This window comes from Clostridium fallax, from assembly GCF_900129365.1.
In the GTDB taxonomy this organism is placed as follows: Bacteria; Bacillota; Clostridia; order Clostridiales; family Clostridiaceae; genus Clostridium_AH; species Clostridium_AH fallax.
Window position 1 is genome coordinate 20613 of sequence record NZ_FQVM01000006.1, and the last position, 17347, is coordinate 37959.

21 protein-coding genes are annotated in these 17347 nt (G+C 28.6%); 20 read left to right on the plus strand and 1 reads right to left on the minus strand.

All coding sequences use genetic code 11. The features are described 5' to 3' along the window. Positions 1-57: 57 nt before the first annotated feature. The 20 genes from pta to BUA70_RS04615 all read left to right on the plus strand — a co-directional run bounded on the left by pta (position 58) and on the right by BUA70_RS04615 (position 16973). On the plus strand, positions 58-1062 hold the full coding sequence (gene pta, locus BUA70_RS04525) for a phosphate acetyltransferase (protein ID WP_072893863.1): 1005 nt from the start codon (positions 58-60) through the stop codon (positions 1060-1062). Positions 1063-1091: 29 nt separating this feature from the next. Continuing rightward, positions 1092-2288 carry an acetate/propionate family kinase gene (locus BUA70_RS04530; protein WP_072893865.1) on the plus strand — a complete coding sequence of 399 codons (1197 nt, stop codon included), beginning with the start codon at positions 1092-1094 and terminating at the stop codon, positions 2286-2288. A gap of 83 nt (positions 2289-2371) precedes the next feature. Continuing rightward, the gene (locus BUA70_RS04535; RefSeq protein WP_143762332.1) at positions 2372-2875 is read left to right on the plus strand and encodes a YceD family protein; all 504 of its coding nucleotides are present in this window, start codon (positions 2372-2374) and stop codon (positions 2873-2875) included. Between the two features lie 17 nt (positions 2876-2892). Further along, positions 2893-3075 (plus strand): 50S ribosomal protein L32, encoded by a 183-nt coding sequence (gene rpmF, locus BUA70_RS04540; protein WP_072893869.1) that lies wholly within the window; start codon positions 2893-2895, stop codon positions 3073-3075. Positions 3076-3131: 56 nt separating this feature from the next. Continuing rightward, entirely contained in the window at positions 3132-4136 is a 1005-nt protein-coding gene (plsX, locus tag BUA70_RS04545; protein WP_072893873.1) for a phosphate acyltransferase PlsX, read from the plus strand. Positions 4137-4252: 116 nt separating this feature from the next. After that, the gene (gene acpP, locus BUA70_RS04550) at positions 4253-4483 is read left to right on the plus strand and encodes an acyl carrier protein (RefSeq protein WP_072893876.1); all 231 of its coding nucleotides are present in this window, start codon (positions 4253-4255) and stop codon (positions 4481-4483) included. A gap of 103 nt (positions 4484-4586) precedes the next feature. Next, positions 4587-5339, plus strand: a complete 753-nt coding sequence (gene rnc, locus BUA70_RS04555; protein ID WP_072893879.1) for a ribonuclease III — start codon at positions 4587-4589, stop codon at positions 5337-5339. Further along, a complete protein-coding gene (locus tag BUA70_RS04560) occupies positions 5332-6375 on the plus strand; it encodes an elongator complex protein 3 (RefSeq protein ID WP_072893883.1) in 1044 nt (347 codons plus the stop codon). Before rnc ends, BUA70_RS04560 begins: the two co-directional genes overlap by 8 nt. Before the next feature lie 118 nt (positions 6376-6493). Further along, positions 6494-6589 carry a DUF4044 domain-containing protein gene (locus tag BUA70_RS13130; RefSeq protein WP_200789764.1) on the plus strand — a complete coding sequence of 32 codons (96 nt, stop codon included), beginning with the start codon at positions 6494-6496 and terminating at the stop codon, positions 6587-6589. Positions 6590-6607: 18 nt separating this feature from the next. Then, on the plus strand, positions 6608-10159 hold the full coding sequence (gene smc / locus BUA70_RS04565) for a chromosome segregation protein SMC (RefSeq protein WP_072893886.1): 3552 nt from the start codon (positions 6608-6610) through the stop codon (positions 10157-10159). Positions 10160-10172: 13 nt separating this feature from the next. Continuing rightward, the gene (gene ftsY, locus BUA70_RS04570; RefSeq protein ID WP_072893890.1) at positions 10173-11081 is read left to right on the plus strand and encodes a signal recognition particle-docking protein FtsY; all 909 of its coding nucleotides are present in this window, start codon (positions 10173-10175) and stop codon (positions 11079-11081) included. Positions 11082-11173: 92 nt separating this feature from the next. Further along, on the plus strand, positions 11174-11512 hold the full coding sequence (locus tag BUA70_RS04575; RefSeq protein ID WP_072893893.1) for a putative DNA-binding protein: 339 nt from the start codon (positions 11174-11176) through the stop codon (positions 11510-11512). 10 nt (positions 11513-11522) lie between these two features. Further along, positions 11523-12878 (plus strand): signal recognition particle protein, encoded by a 1356-nt coding sequence (gene ffh, locus BUA70_RS04580; protein WP_072893896.1) that lies wholly within the window; start codon positions 11523-11525, stop codon positions 12876-12878. Between the two features lie 34 nt (positions 12879-12912). After that, positions 12913-13161 carry a 30S ribosomal protein S16 gene (gene rpsP, locus BUA70_RS04585; protein WP_072893899.1) on the plus strand — a complete coding sequence of 83 codons (249 nt, stop codon included), beginning with the start codon at positions 12913-12915 and terminating at the stop codon, positions 13159-13161. A 50-nt stretch (positions 13162-13211) separates the two neighbouring features. Then, the gene (locus BUA70_RS04590; protein WP_072893902.1) at positions 13212-13439 is read left to right on the plus strand and encodes a KH domain-containing protein; all 228 of its coding nucleotides are present in this window, start codon (positions 13212-13214) and stop codon (positions 13437-13439) included. Positions 13440-13494: 55 nt separating this feature from the next. Beyond that, positions 13495-13995 (plus strand): ribosome maturation factor RimM, encoded by a 501-nt coding sequence (gene rimM / locus BUA70_RS04595; protein ID WP_072893906.1) that lies wholly within the window; start codon positions 13495-13497, stop codon positions 13993-13995. Then, the gene (gene trmD / locus BUA70_RS04600) at positions 13985-14695 is read left to right on the plus strand and encodes a tRNA (guanosine(37)-N1)-methyltransferase TrmD (RefSeq protein WP_072893909.1); all 711 of its coding nucleotides are present in this window, start codon (positions 13985-13987) and stop codon (positions 14693-14695) included. The genes rimM and trmD overlap by 11 nt, the downstream gene beginning before the upstream one ends. 116 nt (positions 14696-14811) lie before the next feature. Continuing rightward, a complete protein-coding gene (gene rplS, locus BUA70_RS04605; protein ID WP_072893913.1) occupies positions 14812-15159 on the plus strand; it encodes a 50S ribosomal protein L19 in 348 nt (115 codons plus the stop codon). 133 nt (positions 15160-15292) lie between these two features. After that, positions 15293-16135: a ribosome biogenesis GTPase YlqF gene (ylqF, locus tag BUA70_RS04610; RefSeq protein ID WP_072893916.1), complete on the plus strand. Its 843-nt coding sequence runs from the start codon at positions 15293-15295 to the stop codon at positions 16133-16135. Between the two features lie 16 nt (positions 16136-16151). Continuing rightward, complete coding sequence (locus tag BUA70_RS04615; RefSeq protein ID WP_242977323.1) at positions 16152-16973, plus strand: ribonuclease HII; 822 nt, start codon at positions 16152-16154, stop codon at positions 16971-16973. 2 nt (positions 16974-16975) lie between these two features. Here BUA70_RS04615 and BUA70_RS04620 read toward each other — a convergent pair whose 3' ends face one another. Further along, positions 16976-17344, minus strand: coding sequence for a YraN family protein (locus BUA70_RS04620; protein ID WP_072893922.1), 369 nt, complete (start codon positions 17342-17344; stop codon positions 16976-16978). Positions 17345-17347: the final 3 nt, after the last annotated feature.

Consider the following 17347-nt stretch of genomic DNA (forward strand, 5'->3'; position numbering starts at 1 on the left):
GAGTATATTAATATATGTAGGTAGATATTTTGACATCTATTGAAAGGAGAAATGAACATGGAATTAATGAAACAAATATGGAAGGCAGCTAAAGCTAATAAAAAGAGGATTGTTCTTCCAGAAGGTGATGAAGAGAGAACTTTAATAGCAGCTGAAAAGATAGAAAAAGAGGGACTTGCTGATTTAATTTTAGTAGGGGATAAAGAAGAAATAGAAAAAAAAGCTAAATCTTTAGGTGTAAACTTAGAAGGTATAACAATTGAAGATCCAAATAAATCAGAAAATCTTCCAAAGTATATAAATGCATTCTATGAGTTAAGAAAGAAAAAAGGAATGACTTTAGAAAAAGCAGAGAAAATAGTAAAGGATCCTTTATACTTTGGTACAATGATGGTAAAACTAGATGATGCAGATGGTATGGTTTCAGGAGCAGTTCATACAACTGGAGATCTTTTAAGACCAGGACTTCAAATTATAAAAACTGCACCAGGAGTATCTGTAGTATCAAGTTTCTTTATAATGATGGTACCAGGTTCTAAATATGGTAAGGAAGGTATGTTATTATTCTCAGACTGTGCAGTTAATCCAAATCCAACAGCAGATCAATTAGCATCAATAGCAATAGCTACAGCTGATACTGCAAAACAATTATGTAATATGGAGCCTAAGGTTGCAATGCTTTCATTCTCAACAATGGGAAGTGCTGATCATGAATTAGTTGACAAAGTAAGAACAGCAACAGAAAAAGCAAAAGAACTTAGACCAGACTTATTAATAGATGGAGAAATGCAACTAGATGCTGCTATAGTACAAAAAGTAGCAGATCAAAAAGCACCAAAAAGCCCAGTAGCAGGTAATGCAAATGTATTAGTTTTCCCAGATTTACAAGCTGGAAACATAGGATATAAATTAGTACAAAGATTTGCAAATGCAGAAGCTATAGGACCAGTTTGTCAAGGTTTTGCAAAACCAATAAATGATTTATCAAGAGGTTGTAGCTCAGATGATATAGTAAATGTTGTTGCATTAACAGCAGTTCAAGCACAAGCACAATCTAAATAAAAATTGTTATTTTGGGGAGGAATATAATAATGAATATTTTAGTAATAAATTGCGGAAGCTCATCTTTAAAATATCAACTTATAAAAATGGAAAATGAAGCAGTTTTAGCAAAGGGATTAGTAGAGAGAATAGGAATTGAAGGATCAATACTAACTCATAAAGCTAAGGGCGATAAATTTGTACAAGAAGAGCCTATGAAGGATCATAAGGATGCTATAAAATTAGTTTTAGAAGCTCTTATAGACGAAAATCATGGGGTTATAAAATCAATGGATGAAATTTCAGCTGTTGGTCACAGAGTAGTACATGGTGGAGAAAAATATTCAAAATCAGTTATAGTTAATGATGAAGTTATGAAAGAATTAGAAGCTTGTGCAAAACTTGCTCCACTTCACAATCCAGCTAATATAATAGGTATAAATGCATGTAAAACTCTTATGCCAAATACACCAATGGTAGTTGTTTTTGATACAGCTTTCCATCAAACTATGCCAGAAAAAGCATATATGTATGCATTACCATATGAGTTTTATAAAGAACATCAAATAAGAAAATATGGATTCCATGGAACTTCACATAAATATGTTTCTCAAAAAGCAGCAGAAGCAATGGGAAAAGATATAAAAGATTTAAAAATGGTTACTTGTCATATTGGAAATGGTTCAAGCTGTACAGCTGTAGATGGAGGAAAATCAGTAGACACTTCAATGGGCTTTACTCCATTAGATGGTTTAGTTATGGGAACTAGATCAGGAAGCTTAGATCCAGCAGTTGTAACATATTTAATGAAAGAATTAAACTGTTCACCAGATGAAGTTAATGACATATTAAATAAAAAATCAGGTTTAATTGGAATATCAGGTTTAAGCAGTGACTTTAGAGATATAAAGCAAGCTGCTTGGGATGGTAATGAAAGAGCTAAATTAGCAGTTGATATGTTAACTTATAGAATTGAGCAATATATAGGATCTTATGCTGTAGCTATGAAGGGATTAGATTGTATAGTATTTACAGCTGGAGTTGGAGAAAATGATTTTTACAGCAGAGGAATTGTTTGTAGAGATTTAGAATTCATGGGTGTTAAGATTGATGAAGAAGTGAACAAAGCAACAGTAGGTGACTTTGCTGAGCTTAGCACAAAGGATTCAAAAGTTAAAGTATTTGTAATTCCAACTAATGAAGAATTAATGATTGCTAAAGAAACTTTAGATTTAATTCAAAAATAATATTATATAAATTGCTTGACTTTTAAAATGGTAGTTTATATAATAAATTGTGTTGTCAGTAAATATAAGATTTTTTAAGGAGTGTGAATTCGCTAAAGATGGTAATAGATTTCTCAGATAACTATTTAAATGCAAAGAAATTTGATTATGAATTCACAATGGACTCTATCAAACTTGATGGAGAAGAAATAGTTCCACTAAAACCTATTAAGGTTATTGGTGAAGTTAGAGTACATGATAGTATAATAATTTTAAAGGCTAAAGTTAATACTTTATTAGAATTAACTTGTTCAAGATGCTTAGAAAACTTTTCTTTACCTATTGATTTAGAGGTAGAGGATAAGTTTACAAATAATACAAGTAAAGACTTAGGTGACGATGTTGCCTTAGTTTTAGGTGATACACTTGATATCACTGATACTATTGTAAAAAATATAATATCAACCTTGCCTATTAAAAGACTATGTAGTGAAAACTGCAAAGGTCTTTGTCAGCAATGTGGTACAAATCTAAACAAAGCTAATTGTAATTGTGATAATGGAGATGTAGACATAAGACTGGCAAAACTTAAAGATTTGTTTAGCTGATTTAAGGAGGTGTAATAATGGGAAATCCTGCAAGAAAGACATATAGAGCTAGAAGAGATGCAAGAAGAGCTCAAAACTTCAAGTTAAGCTTACCAGGTATTGTTGAATGTCCACAATGCCACGAAATGAAGCTTGCTCACAGAGTTTGCAAAAGCTGTGGATATTACAAAGGTAAGGAAGTTGTTGCTTCTGAAAAATAAAGAAAGTCGTCAGACTTTCTTTTCTTTATATTTAAAAGAAAAAAAGGGGAGTTATTATGAAGATTGCAATTGATGGCATGGGTGGAGATAATGCTCCAAAGGCTGTAGTTGAAGGATGTATCAAAGCTTTAAAAGAGTTTAATGATATAGAAATTTATATTACTGGACCAGAAGAAAGTATAAAGAACGAGCTTTCTAAACATGAATATGACAAAAACAGAATACAAATAATTAATGCAACAGAAGTAATAACTACAAATGAACATCCAGTTATGGCACTACGTAAAAAGAAAGATTCAAGTATAGTAAAGGCTTTAAATCTTGTTAAAAATAAAGAATGTGATGCTATAATTTCAGCAGGTAGCACAGGAGCTTTTTTAGCCGGTTGTACTTTAATTATAGGAAGAATTAAAGGGATAGAAAGACCTGCTATAGGGCCAGTTATGCCTGGGAAAAATGGAGCATTTATGATTATAGATGCAGGAGCTAATGTAGATTGTAAACCTCAATATTTAAAGCAATTTGGAGTTATGGGAAAAATATATTTTGAAAATATATTAGGACAAAAGAATCCAACAGTAGGACTTGTTAATATAGGAGAAGAAGAAGAAAAGGGAAATGAACTTACTAAGGCAACATATAAGTTATTAAAGGAAAGTGATTTAAACTTTGTTGGAAACGTTGAACCAAGAGAAGTTCCTACTGGAGATGTAAATGTTCTCGTTTGTGATGGCTTTGTAGGAAACACTATATTAAAAATGTATGAGGGAGTAGCAGGAACTTTATTAAAGACAATTAAAGATGAAATTATGGCTTCAACTATATCAAAAATTGGAGGCTTATTTTTAAAACCTGTGTTTACTTCAATAAAGAAAAAATATGACTATAAAGAGTATGGTGGCGCACCATTTTTAGGTGTAGAAGGTATTTGTATTAAAGCTCATGGAAGTTCAGATAGCAAAGCTTTTAAAAATGCTATAAAGCAAACTAGAATTTTCTATGAACATGATATTGTAAATAAAATAAAAAAAGATATTAACTCAAATAAAACAGAAGAGTAAAAAGTTAAATTCAGAAAATAAAAAAAATTTTTTAGATAAATACATTTATAAGTTATATTGACGACATTAAAGATATATAATATTATCTAATTAGACTTATAAATGGAGGTGAAAATATGTTAGATAGATTAAAAGAAATAATAGCAGATAAGTTAAGTATAAGTGAAGATGAAATAACTGTTGAGTCAGCTTTTATTGAAGACTTAGGTGCAGATTCATTAGATATAGTTGAACTTATTATGGCACTAGAGGATGAACTGGATATAGAAATTCCAGATGAAGTAGCAGAGAAATTTGTTACTGTTGGTGATGTTTTAGAATATATAAAAGAACACCACGAAGAATAAATTAGTCCCGCGAAATTGCGGGATTTTATATTATTTAAATTTATTCTTGAATTTGTTTTAAAGCAAACTGAAGAATAAATCTTAAGGAGATGAAAATACAATAATGCACAACTTTAACGTTAAAGAATTTGAAAAAAAATTGGGGCTAAATTTTAAAAATAAGTTTTTATTAGAAACAGCGTTAACACATAGTTCTTATGCTAATCAATTTAAGGATAAACAAATTCAAGAATTAGCAGTTACAAAATCTTCTTCTGCAGCAATTAAAAATATTGAATACAATGAGAGATTAGAATTTTTAGGGGATGCAGTACTTCAACTTGTAATTTCAGAATATCTTTTTGAAAATTGCAAAGATAAGCCAGAAGGGGAACTTACTAAAATGAGGGCTCTTATAGTATGTGAAAATTCTCTTTTTGAAGTGGCAAAGGAACTAAAACTTGGTGCTATGATAAGAATGAGTAAAGGTGAAGAATTAACTGGCGGTAGAGAAAGAATGTCTATACAAGCAGACTGCGTAGAAGCTATAATAGCTGCTATATATTTAGACAGTGGATTTGAAAATGCTAAAGAATTTATAAAAGTTCACTTTGAAAATATAATAGATAAAGCCTTAACTAATAAGCTTATATTAGATTTCAAAACAAGGCTTCAAGAAATTCTTCAACAAAATGGAGAAGTAGATATAAACTATGAATTGATAAAATTTGAAGGACCACCTCATAGAAGAAAGTTTTACACTAAGGTAATCATTGATGATGTGGTTATGGGAGAAGGAGAAGGCTTTAGTAAAAAAGAAGCAGAACAGAACTCTGCAAAAGAAGCTTTAAAAAAATTGGAGGAAATAAATGAGTAAAAAACATTACATAATTCCTATATTCGTTCCTCATGAAGGATGTCCTCATAATTGTGTTTTTTGCAACCAAGATAAAATCACCGGGGAAGATCAAAAGGTTACAGGAGAATATGTAAAAGATACTATAGAAGAATATTTAAAAACAATAGAAAGAGAAGATTCTATTACAATTGAAGTTTCGTTTTTTGGAGGAACTTTTACTGCCATTAATATAGATAAACAAAGAGAATTATTAAAAGTAGCTAAAGAGTACAAAGATAAGGGTAAAATAGACTATATTAGATTATCAACAAGACCAGATTATATAGATGATTTTATATTAAATCATCTAAAGGATTATGGGGTAAATATTATAGAACTTGGAATTCAATCTTTAGACGAAGATGTGCTTTTAAAATCTGGAAGAGGTCATTCAAAAGAAGATGTAAAAAAGGCTTCTAAACTTATAAAGGATTACGGTTTTGTTTTAGGACATCAGATTATGCTTGGGCTTCCAGGAGATACTTTTGAAAAGGATATAGAAACTGTTAAAAAATCTATAGAAATGAAACCAGAAATATGTAGAATATATCCAGCTTTAGTTATTAAGGACACCCCTATGGAAACTATGTTTAATAGAGGAGAATACAGACCTTATACTTTAGAAGAAAGTATAGAAATAACTAAAAAAATATATGATATGTATTTAGAAAAAGATATAAAAGTAATTAGAATAGGTCTTCAGCCAACGGATACAATTAATGAAGGTGGAGATATTGTAGAAGGCCCATTCCATCCAGCCTATAGAGAATTAGTAGAAGGAAGTATGTTAAATGAAAGAATATACTCTAATATTAAGAATTCTACTGGAGAAATAATCTTAAAAGTAAATCCTAAAACTATATCAAAGTTATATACTAATAAAAAACTTTATTTTAATAATCTTTGTAAAAGGATTAATGAAAAAGTTAAGTTAAGAGTTATTCAAGATGAGGAAATAAAAAAAGATACAATTGTTATAATAGATAGTGATAAAAATTACACAGTAAATATCTAAAGAAAAAGACTCCTTAGACCTTGAAATATAGGTGATAAAGGAGTTTTTCTTTTATATAAGAATATTGAAATTTTTAAATATATACTATAAACTAATAGAGAATAAGGAGTGGTAGAATATGAAGAAGAAAACAAGGGAAAAAATGACTAAAATATTAATAGGATTTGTTTTAATTACTTTCATATTGACATTATTACCAGTACTATTTAGATAGTCTAAAAGGAGTGGACGTATGTTTTTAAAATCTCTTGAAATAAGAGGGTTTAAGTCTTTTGCTGATAAAACAGAACTTGGCTTTAAAAAAGGGGTAACTGCAGTAGTAGGACCTAATGGTAGTGGAAAAAGTAATATAGCAGATGCTGTAAGATGGGTTCTAGGAGAACAAAGTGTTAAGACTTTAAGAGGTGGAAAAATGGAAGATGTAATATTTTCCGGTACTCAATATAGAAAGTCTTTAGGCCTTGCAGAGGTATCATTAACTTTAGATAATGGTGATGGAGAACTATCTACAGAATATTCTGATGTTACAGTAACTAGAAGAATATTTAGATCAGGAGAAAGTGAGTATTTAATAAATAATACTCAGTGTAGACTTAAAGATATAAATGCTTTATTTATGGATACTGGTATAGGAAAAGAAGGATATTCTCTAATTGGACAAGGTAAAATAGATGCAATACTTAGTGGAAAACCAGAGGAGAGAAGAGGGCTTTTAGAGGAAGCCGCAGGTATTGTAAAATATAAAACAAGAAAGCAAGAAGCAGAGAAAAAGTTAAGTAATACGGAACAAAATCTTATAAGAATAAATGATATAATTTCTACTTATGAAGAAAGACTTGAACCTTTAAGAATTGAAAATGAAAAGGCAAAACTTTTTTTAGAATTATCTAATAAATTAAAGGATAGAGAAGTTTCTATTTTAGTACACAAGATTAAAAAAAGTGAAGAAAAAATAAATTCTCAAGAAAAAATAATAGATGATATAAAAAAAGAAAATGATAAATTAAAGGAAGATTTAAATTCTAATAAAAGTTTATTAGAGGAAAAAGAAAATAGATTAGAATCTTTAGAGAAAAATTTCAATGAAGAAAAGATGACTTACTATAAAAATAAAGAAGATAGTGGAGAGCTAATATCAGAAATTGAAATTCTTAAAGAAAGAATAAAAAATATAAAAGAAACAATAAATAATAATGAAAAATTATTTTTAGAATATAAAGAAAAGTTTAACACCTTAAAGGTTAGCAAAGATAAATTAGAAGATGATTTGCTAGAAAGAAGTAAAATACAAAAGGATTTAAATTTAGAAATAGAACAATATGAAAAAAGTATTAGAGATGAAAACAATTATATAGAAGAAAAGAAAAAATTATTAGTTTCTATTATAGAGGAAAAATCTAAAAGTGAAAAAAGTTTTGTAGAAATAAATAAAGATTTATTAATTATTAATAATGAAATAGAAAATGCGGAAATTAATTTATCTTCTCTAAAGGATAACTATAAAAATCATGAAAATTCTATGACTATAAATATATCTACTAAGGATATGGTATCTAAAAAGATAGAAAGTGATAGAGAAAATATATATGATCTTAAAGAGAAGATAAAAAATAAAAATAAGGAAATATATAAAACAAATGAAGATATAGCTTTCCTTGAAAAAGAGCACAAGATTTTATCTAATAATTATAATAAGCTTGAAGCTAATAAGAATATATTAACTAGATTAGAAAAACAATATGAAGGATATACAAAATCAGTTAAGTATTTAATGGAACATTTAGAAAAAGGTTTTATAAAGGTTTCCTCTTGTAGTGTTTTAGGAGATATAATAAAGGTTCCTAAGGATTATGAAACAGCTATTGAAATAGCTTTAGGAGGAGCTATTTCTAATGTTATAACAGAAAATGAAGAAGATGCAAAAAAACTTATCTCATATTTAAAGGAGAAAAAACTTGGAAGAGCTACTTTTCTTCCTCTTACAATAATAAAAGGTAAGAGATTATCTTTAGAGGATAAATTAAAAAAAGCTTCAGGGTATATAGGGCTTGCATCAGATTTAATAGAGTATGATATAAGATTTAAAAATATAATTGAAAATATTCTTGGAAGAACTGTTGTTTGTGCGGATATGGATACGGCTTTAAAGGTAGCTAAGATAATTAATTTTTCTTATAAAATTGTAACTATAACAGGAGAAATAGTAAATCCAGGTGGAGCTTTAACAGGAGGCAGTATCTATCAAAAAAATACTAGTATAATTAGTAGGAAAAGAGAAATTGAAGATATTACTATCAATATTGAAAAAGCTAAATTAGAATTAGAAGTAAAGGAAAAGGAAATCCTAAAAAATAAAAACATTCTTAGAACTTACCAAGAGGAGATAATTACTTATAATGATAATATTCATAAAATCAATGTTAATATTGCAACTTTAGAAAACGAAATAAGAAATATAGAAAAAGATATATTAAGAATTAGAAATTTAATTAAAGCCTCAGAAAATGAAATTAAATTTAATGATGAAAAAATAGAAAAATTATCTTTAAAGTATGATGAAAAGAAAAAAACTATAGAAGATATTAAGGATAAAAATATAAAAAGAGATGAAACTATAAAAATCTTAGAATTAAAAATAGAAAATAAAGAAAATAAGATAAAATCTAAAAAAGAGCTTATTACAGAAAAGAAAATTTTAAAAGCTCAGGTTGATGAAATAGTAATTAATAAAATTTCAGAAATTAAAAGAATAGAAAAAGAAATAGAAGAATTAGAAGAAAAAATAAAGTTTATAGAAAATAATAAAAAACAATGTGATGAGAGTATAAAAAATTTTACTAAATCAATTGAAAATAAAAAAATAAGAATCAGTGAAATCAAAGAGGAGATAATATCTCTTGAAGAAAAGTTTAAAGTTACAGAAGTTGAAAAGTTAAAGATTAAAGAAGATATAAAAAAATTAAACAGTTCAATTGAAGGACTGTTTATAGAAAACAGAAAAGTGGAAGATGAAATTCATAAAAATCAAGTTATAAAAATCAAGCAAGAAGGTGAAAGAGAAAATTATATAGGAAGGTTAAATGAAGAGTATTCTTTAACCTATGCAGAGGCTTCTAATATAGCTTATGAAATAGAGAATGAAGATATGGTATCTAAGGAAGTAGCTATTTTTAAAGGTAAGATTTCAAAGCTTGGAAATGTAAATGTAAGTGCTATTAATGAGTACAAAGAAACATTAGAAAAATATGAATTTATGTCTACCCAAAGGGATGATTTAACAAATTCTAAAGAAGAGCTTTTAACTGTTATTGATGAGATGACATCTAAAATGAGAGAATTATTTAGAGAAAACTTTAAGATTTTAAATAGTTATTTTGGAGAAACTTTTAAAGAATTATTTAAAGGGGGAAGTGCAGAACTTATATTAGCAGAAGGTGATGAGCTTACTGCAAACATTGATATAAATGTTCAGCCACCAGGTAAAAAGTTACAAAATATAAATCTTATGTCTGGAGGAGAAAAGGTATTATCTGCAATAGCTTTATTATTTTCTATATTAAAAATGAAACCAACTCCTTTTTGCATATTAGATGAAATTGAAGCAGCCTTAGATGATGCTAATGTTCATAGATATGCAGGATTCTTAAATAAATTTTCAGAGAGAATTCAATTTATAGTTATTACTCACAGAAAGGGAACTATGGAAGCTAGTGATGTTATGTATGGAGTAACTATGGAAGAAAAGGGAGTTTCTAAAGTAGTGTCAGTAAATTTTGCAAAATAAAGGAGGAACAAAAATGTTTGGTGGTTTATTTGAAAAACTAAAATCAGGCTTAACAAAAACAAGAGATAATTTAACGGATAAAATAAATGAGGTATTAAATATTGCAGTTACAATAGATGATGACCTTTATGATGAATTAGAAGAAATACTTATAACATCAGATATAGGTATGGATACTACAATAGAAATTATAGATAGATTAAAAGCAAAAATAAGAGAAGAAAAGATTAACAATCCAGAGGAAGTTAAACCAACTTTAAAAAAAGTTATATCTGAAATTCTTGAAGAAGGAGAAGATAATTCAGAAGAAGCAGGAAAGAGAGTATCCTTAATAATAGGAGTTAATGGAGTTGGCAAAACTACATCTATTGGTAAAATAGCAGCAAAGGAAAAGGAAAAGGGAAATAAGGTTCTACTTGCAGCTGCAGATACTTTTAGGGCAGCAGCTATTGACCAATTAGATATTTGGAGTAAAAGAGCTGGTGTGGATATTGTAAAGCATCAGGAAGGTTCAGATCCTGCAGCAGTAGTTTTTGATGCAATACAAGCTGCAAAGGCTAGAAATATAGATTTATTAATATGTGATACAGCAGGAAGACTTCATAATAAGAAAAATCTTATGAATGAATTATCTAAAATAAATAGAATAATAGATAGAGAATACGAAGAAGCAAAGAAAGAAACGTTGTTAGTTTTAGATGCTACTACTGGCCAAAATGCAGTTATTCAAGCTAAACAATTTATGGAGGCGTGTCCTATAGATGGGATAATCTTAACTAAATTAGATGGAACTGCAAAAGGTGGAGTTGTTATCGCAATAAAAAATGCATTAAATATTCCTGTAAAATATATAGGTGTTGGTGAATCTGTAGAAGACTTACAAGAATTTAATGCTAAGGAATTTGTAGAAGCGTTATTTTAAAAGCAATTAAAAAATTTTTTAGGTGTTAAGTAAAAATACTTGACAGTACTTTTCTTATCTGATAATATATCTTTTGTGAGTAAGGTGGTTATATGTTAGATAGATTTGAAACAATTTTATTGATGGATTATTACAGTTGCTTGCTTACAGATAAACAACTTAAAATTATGAATATGTATTTTAATGAAGATTTATCTTTAGCAGAAATATCAGAAATAACTGATACTACAAGGCAAGCTATTCATGATTTAATAAAAAGATGTGAAAAGCAACTAAAAGTTTATGAAGAAAAACTACAGTTACTACAGAAGAATTATATTAGAAATAAAAGAAAAGAAGAACTTTTAGATAGTTTAGAAAATAGATTTAATTTAGATTCAAAATTATTAGATAATATCGAGAAGAGTATTGATGATATAATCAACGCATAGGAGGGGTAACATGGCTTTTGAAGGTTTAGCCTCAAAACTTCAAGACACATTAAAAAAGTTAAGAGGTAAAGGTAAACTTAATGAAAAAGATATTAAAGAAGCCATGAGAGAAGTAAAGCTAGCGTTGTTAGAAGCAGATGTTAACTATAAAGTTGTAAAAACTTTTGTAGCTAATGTAAGCGAGAAATGTGTTGGAGAAGAAGTTCTAGGAAGCTTAACGCCAGCACAACAGGTTATTAAAATAGTTAACGACGAACTTACTAATCTTATGGGTGAGACAGAAAGCAAAATAAGCTACTCAGATAATGGGCCAACAGTAATTATGCTAGCAGGATTACAAGGTGCTGGTAAAACAACTATGTGTGGTAAATTAGCTCTTCATATGAGAAAGAAGAATAAGAAACCATTATTAGTAGCCTGTGATATATATAGACCAGCAGCTATTAAGCAGTTGCAAGTTGTAGGTAAGCAAATTGATATACCAGTTTTTTCTATGGGTGATAAAATAAGTGCCGTAGATATAGCTAAAGCAGGAATTGCAAATGCTAGAGAAAATGGTTATAACATGGTTATAATAGATACAGCAGGTAGACTTCATATAGATGAAGATCTTATGCAAGAGCTTAAAGATGTAAAAGAAGCAGTAAATCCAAATGAAATTTTATTAGTTGTGGATTCAATGACTGGTCAAGATGCTGTTAATGTAGCAGAAACTTTTAATAGTAATTTAGATGTTTCAGGAGTTATATTAACAAAACTTGATGGTGATACAAGAGGTGGAGCTGCTTTATCAATTCGTGAAGTAACTGGAAAACCTATTAAATTTATAGGCTTAGGTGAAAAAATGAATGATATAGAAGTATTCCATCCAGATAGAATGGCATCAAGAATATTAGGAATGGGAGATGTTTTATCTCTTATTGAAAAGGCTCAGCAAGCTATAGATGAAGATCAAGCTAAAGAACTTACTAGTAGAGTTATGAATCAAGAGTTTAACTTTGAGGATTATCTATCAGCTATGGAGCAAATGAAAAAGTTAGGACCTATAAATAAACTTTTAGAGATGATTCCAGGAGTTAATACAAAACAACTAGAAGGAATTGATTTTGAAGAGGGAGAAAAACAATTAGTTAGGGTTAAGGCTATTATTCAGTCAATGACTTTAAAAGAGAGAAGAAACCCTCAGTTAATTTCAGGCTCTTCTTCAAGAAAGAGAAGAGTGGCAATAGGTTCTGGTACTACAGTACAAGAAGTTAATAAGCTCATAAAAGGATATGAAATGATGAAAAAGAACATGAAACAGTTCAAATCGCTTCAAAAGAATGCTAAAAAAGGACTTTTTGGTAAGTTACCTTTCATGAGTTAATATATATGACTTACTTTAAAGGAGGTGAAAACACATGGCAGTAAAGATAAGATTAAGAAGAATGGGTGCTAAGAAAGCTCCTTTCTACAGAGTTGTTGTTGCTGATTCAAGATGTCCAAGAGATGGTAGATTCATCGAAGAAATCGGATATTACAATCCAGTAGCTAAGCCAGAAGCTGAAGTTAAAATAGATTCTGAAAAAGCTACAAAATGGATGCAAAACGGTGCTCAACCAACTGATATAGTTAAAAAACTTTTCGTCAAGGCAGGAATTAACAAATAATTGCTGGGGGAGGTGAGTTCTGCTTTAGAAAACTCTAAAGCAGATAGGCTATGAGAGAATTAGTTGAAATAATTGCTAAATCCCTTGTTGACAACCCAGATCTTGTTCAAGTTAATGAGATTTCAGGAGAGCAATCTTTAATCATAGAATTAAAGGTAGCTCCTGATGATATGGGTAAAGTTATTGGTAAGCAAGGCAGAATTGCCAAAGCTATCAGAACTGTAGTTAAAGCTGCAGCTATAAAGGAAAATAAAAGAGTAGTAGTTGAAATAATTTAGCAAGAGTTAGGAGTTTCCTAGCTCTTTTTCTACATATAAAGAAAGGAGAATTTTTGTGAAAAAACAGTTATTTAAAGTAGGTCAAATAGTAAATACTCACGGAATAAAAGGAGAGGTTAAAATAATTCCTTTAACTAGTGATATAAAAAGATTTGATTATTTAGATAAAGTAATTTTAGAAGATAAAGAATTAAATATAGAAGGCGTTAAATACCAAAAAGATAGAGTTATATTAAAACTTGAAGGTATTGATTCTATAGAACAAGCAGAGAAGTTAAAAAATAAATATTTATTAATAGAAAGAGAAGAGGCTATAGAGCTTCCTGAAGATACGTATTTTATTGCAGATTTAATAGGATGTAAGGTTTTAGATACAACTGGATTTGAATATGGTAACATAACAGAAGTTATACAGACAGGAAGTAATGATGTGTATTGGGTAAAGGGAAACAAAGAAGTTTTAGTTCCAGTCCTTAAAGATATAGTTTTAGATATCAATATAGATGAAGAGACTATAACTATAAAACCAATAGGAGAATGGATGGATGAAGATTAATATATTAACTTTATTCCCAGAGATGTTTCAAATATTTGATTATAGTATAATAGGCAAGGCAAGGGAAAAAGGTTTAATTCAATTAGAAACTACTAATATAAGAGATTATACACTTAATAAGCATAAAAAGGTGGATGATTATCCTTATGGAGGAGGAGCTGGGATGGTTATGGCAGCTCAACCAGTAGTAGATTCCATTAAAGCTATAAAAGAAAATAATAAAGGTAAAGTAATATTTTTAGGACCAAGGGGTAAAACTTTTAATCAAGCTTTAGCATTAGAACTTTCCAAGGAAAAGGAATTAATATTTGTTTGTGGGCATTATGAAGGAATAGACGAAAGAGCTTATAAATATTTTGATTTAGAAGTATCTTTAGGAGATTTTGTTCTTACTGGAGGAGAAATGGCTTCAATTCCTGTAATTGATAGTATATGTAGACTTATTCCTGGGGTTTTAGGAAAGGAAGAAAGTTTTCAAGATGAATCTTTCTACAATGGAGCATTAGAATATCCTCAGTATACAAGACCAGAAGTTTTTGAGGAAGAAAGGGTTCCAGAGATTTTATTATCAGGACATCACGAAAATATAAGAAAATGGAGAAGAAAAAAATCTCTTCTTATAACTAAAGAGAGAAGACCTGATTTATTTAAAAATTTAGAGTTGTCAAAAGAAGATAAAAAACTATTAAATGAAAAGTAATTTTTTGTTGATATTATAGATATATTGTGATACAATAAGCGTTGTGCTAGTACGGGCGTTCCTCTATCAAAAAGTCTTGGTAAGAACGTCAACATTTAACTAAGGAGGGAATGCACATGAACGAATTAATAAAACAAATTGAAAGCGAACAAATTAGAACTGATATACCTCAATTTAATGTTGGAGACAACGTAAAGGTATATGTTAAAGTTAAAGAAGGTAACAGAGAAAGAGTTCAAATGTTCGAAGGAACAGTAATTAAAAGACAAAATGGTGGATTAAGAGAAACTTTCACAGTAAGAAGATTAGCTTACGGTGTTGGAGTTGAAAGAACTTTCCCACTAAATGCACCTATCATAGATAAGATAGAAGTATCAAGAAGAGGTAAAGTAAGAAGAGCTAAATTATTCTACTTAAGAGATAGAGTAGGTAAGGCTGCAAAGGTTAAAGAATTAATAAGATAACCAATTTTTAAGGGGCTTTTATAGTCCCGTTTTTTATTATAAAGAAAAATTAATTTTAAATAAATAGATTTTAAATATACTATATAAAATTTTTAGTGAAAATTTATATATTATTAAAGAAAGGATTGAGGTTATGGCTATAAATTGGTTTCCAGGGCATATGGTGAAAACCAAAAGAGAAATTAAAGAAAACTTAAAGCTAGTAGATGCTGTAATAGAGATAAGAGATGCAAGAATTCCTTATTCAAGTTCTAATCCAGATGTAGATGACCTTTGTAAAGGAAAGCCAAGATTAATACTTTTAAATAAAAGTGATTTAACAGACAGCAATATAACTAAGAGATGGATAAAGTCTTTAACTAAAGAAGAAGTAAGAGCTATTGAAGTAAATAGTTTAAAAGGTGATGGATTAAAAAATATAAAGCCTATTCTTATTGATATGCTAAAAGAAAAGCATGATAGATTAAGAAAAAAGGGTTTAGTAAAAATAACTACTAGAGTTATGGTTGTAGGTATACCTAATGTAGGAAAATCAACATTTATAAATAAACTAGCAAAAAATAATATAGCAAAAACTGGAGATAGACCAGGTGTTACAAGAAGTAAGCAATGGATAAAAACATCAATGGGAATAGAACTTATGGATACTCCAGGAATACTTTGGCCTAAATTTGAAGATGAAAATGTGGCCTTAAATTTAGCTTTTACAGGAGCTATTAAAGATGAAATAATGGATACAGAAGAATTAGCTTTAAAATTAGTTGAAAGATTACAAAACATACATCCAGACTTACTAAAAGCTAGATATAAACTAGATTCACTAGAAGAGTCTCCTTTAGAAAACCTAGATAATATAGCAAGAAAAAGAGGAGCTATACTATCTGGTGGCGTAATTAATTATAATAGAATTTCATCTATTTTATTAGATGAATTTAGAGGCGGAAAAATAGGAAAAATTTCTTTAGAAACACCATAAAAAGAAGGTGAAATTATTGGAAGAAAAAATAAGTTTTTTAATTAATAATAGAGAAAAATTAAATTTCAAAGAAATCAATGAAATAGTATCTTCAATAGAAATTAATAAGAAAAATGAAATTCTAATAAGAGAAATTTGTAATGAACTATTAAAGGATACAAGAAAAAATATTATACTTCTAAGGGAGAAAATTCTAAAAAGATTAGATAAGTATTTAAAAGAAGTAGAGAGAGTTAAAAATATGTATCTTTTTGATAAATCCTATGGGGATTTTAAGTATGTCGCAGGAGTAGATGAAGTAGGAAGAGGACCATTAGCAGGTCCTATAGTTGCAGCAGCAGTTGTTTTAGATTTAGATGATCTTAATGATTTAATTTTGGAAATAAATGATTCCAAAAAATTAAGTGAGAAGAAAAGAAAAGCTTTATCTAAAATAATTAAAGAAAAAGCAGTTTCTTACTGTATTTGTGAAGCTTCTAATAATGAAATTGATGAAAAAGGAATAGCTTATTGTAATAATAAAGTTTTTTTAGATTCATGTAATGGATTAAAGGTTAAGCCAGATCTAGTTTTATCTGATGGATATTTAATAAAAAATTTTAATCTTCTTAATAAATCAGTTATTAAAGGGGATACAAAAAGCGCATCAATAGCTTGTGCATCTATAATAGCAAAGGTTTATAGAGATGAATTAATGGAGAAATATAGTGTTAAATATCCTAGTTATGATTTTAAACAAAATGTAGGATATGGTACTCAAAAACATATTGAAGCTATAAAAAAACATGGACCTTGTGATATTCATAGAATGACTTTTTTACAAAATATAATAAAATAATTTTAAAGCCTAAAGGCATCTTCTATAAGATTAAAATCAGGATCTTGTAAATTTTTTGTAAAATTTATAGATAAAGTATCGAATCTTATAAATTTATTGTAAATTTTATTTTCCATAATATATCCTTTAGATGCTTTAATAATTTGCTTTTGCTTATTGCAGGTAATAGATTCCTCACCGTACCCAAAGTTGAGGCTATACCTGCTTTTTATTTCTAAAAATATTAAAATATCATCCTTTAAAGCTATTATATCTATTTCATTTTTATGAAATCTATAGTTTCGTTCTAAAATATTATAACCATTCTTTTTTAAATAGGCAGAAGCCAAGTCCTCACCTATATTTCCTAAAACTTTATTTCCTTTTTTCAAATT

Bases quoted from the DNA above. Each gene is read 5' to 3' on its own strand.
- rpsP (WP_072893899.1), top strand. From the start codon at position 12,913: ATGGCAGTAAAGATAAGATTAAGAAGAATGGGTGCTAAGAAAGCTCCT.
- plsX (WP_072893873.1), top strand. From the start codon at position 3,132: ATGAAGATTGCAATTGATGGCATGGGTGGAGATAATGCTCCAAAGGCT.
- BUA70_RS13130 (WP_200789764.1), top strand. From the start codon at position 6,494: ATGAAGAAGAAAACAAGGGAAAAAATGACTAAAATATTAATAGGATTT.
- pta (WP_072893863.1), top strand. From the start codon at position 58: ATGGAATTAATGAAACAAATATGGAAGGCAGCTAAAGCTAATAAAAAG.
- trmD (WP_072893909.1), top strand. From the start codon at position 13,985: ATGAAGATTAATATATTAACTTTATTCCCAGAGATGTTTCAAATATTT.
- BUA70_RS04560 (WP_072893883.1), top strand. From the start codon at position 5,332: ATGAGTAAAAAACATTACATAATTCCTATATTCGTTCCTCATGAAGGA.
- rnc (WP_072893879.1), top strand. From the start codon at position 4,587: ATGCACAACTTTAACGTTAAAGAATTTGAAAAAAAATTGGGGCTAAAT.
- acpP (WP_072893876.1), top strand. From the start codon at position 4,253: ATGTTAGATAGATTAAAAGAAATAATAGCAGATAAGTTAAGTATAAGT.
- BUA70_RS04575 (WP_072893893.1), top strand. From the start codon at position 11,174: ATGTTAGATAGATTTGAAACAATTTTATTGATGGATTATTACAGTTGC.
- BUA70_RS04590 (WP_072893902.1), top strand. From the start codon at position 13,212: ATGAGAGAATTAGTTGAAATAATTGCTAAATCCCTTGTTGACAACCCA.
- smc (WP_072893886.1), top strand. From the start codon at position 6,608: ATGTTTTTAAAATCTCTTGAAATAAGAGGGTTTAAGTCTTTTGCTGAT.
- ftsY (WP_072893890.1), top strand. From the start codon at position 10,173: ATGTTTGGTGGTTTATTTGAAAAACTAAAATCAGGCTTAACAAAAACA.
- BUA70_RS04530 (WP_072893865.1), top strand. From the start codon at position 1,092: ATGAATATTTTAGTAATAAATTGCGGAAGCTCATCTTTAAAATATCAA.
- rplS (WP_072893913.1), top strand. From the start codon at position 14,812: ATGAACGAATTAATAAAACAAATTGAAAGCGAACAAATTAGAACTGAT.
- ylqF (WP_072893916.1), top strand. From the start codon at position 15,293: ATGGCTATAAATTGGTTTCCAGGGCATATGGTGAAAACCAAAAGAGAA.
- rpmF (WP_072893869.1), top strand. From the start codon at position 2,893: ATGGGAAATCCTGCAAGAAAGACATATAGAGCTAGAAGAGATGCAAGA.
- ffh (WP_072893896.1), top strand. From the start codon at position 11,523: ATGGCTTTTGAAGGTTTAGCCTCAAAACTTCAAGACACATTAAAAAAG.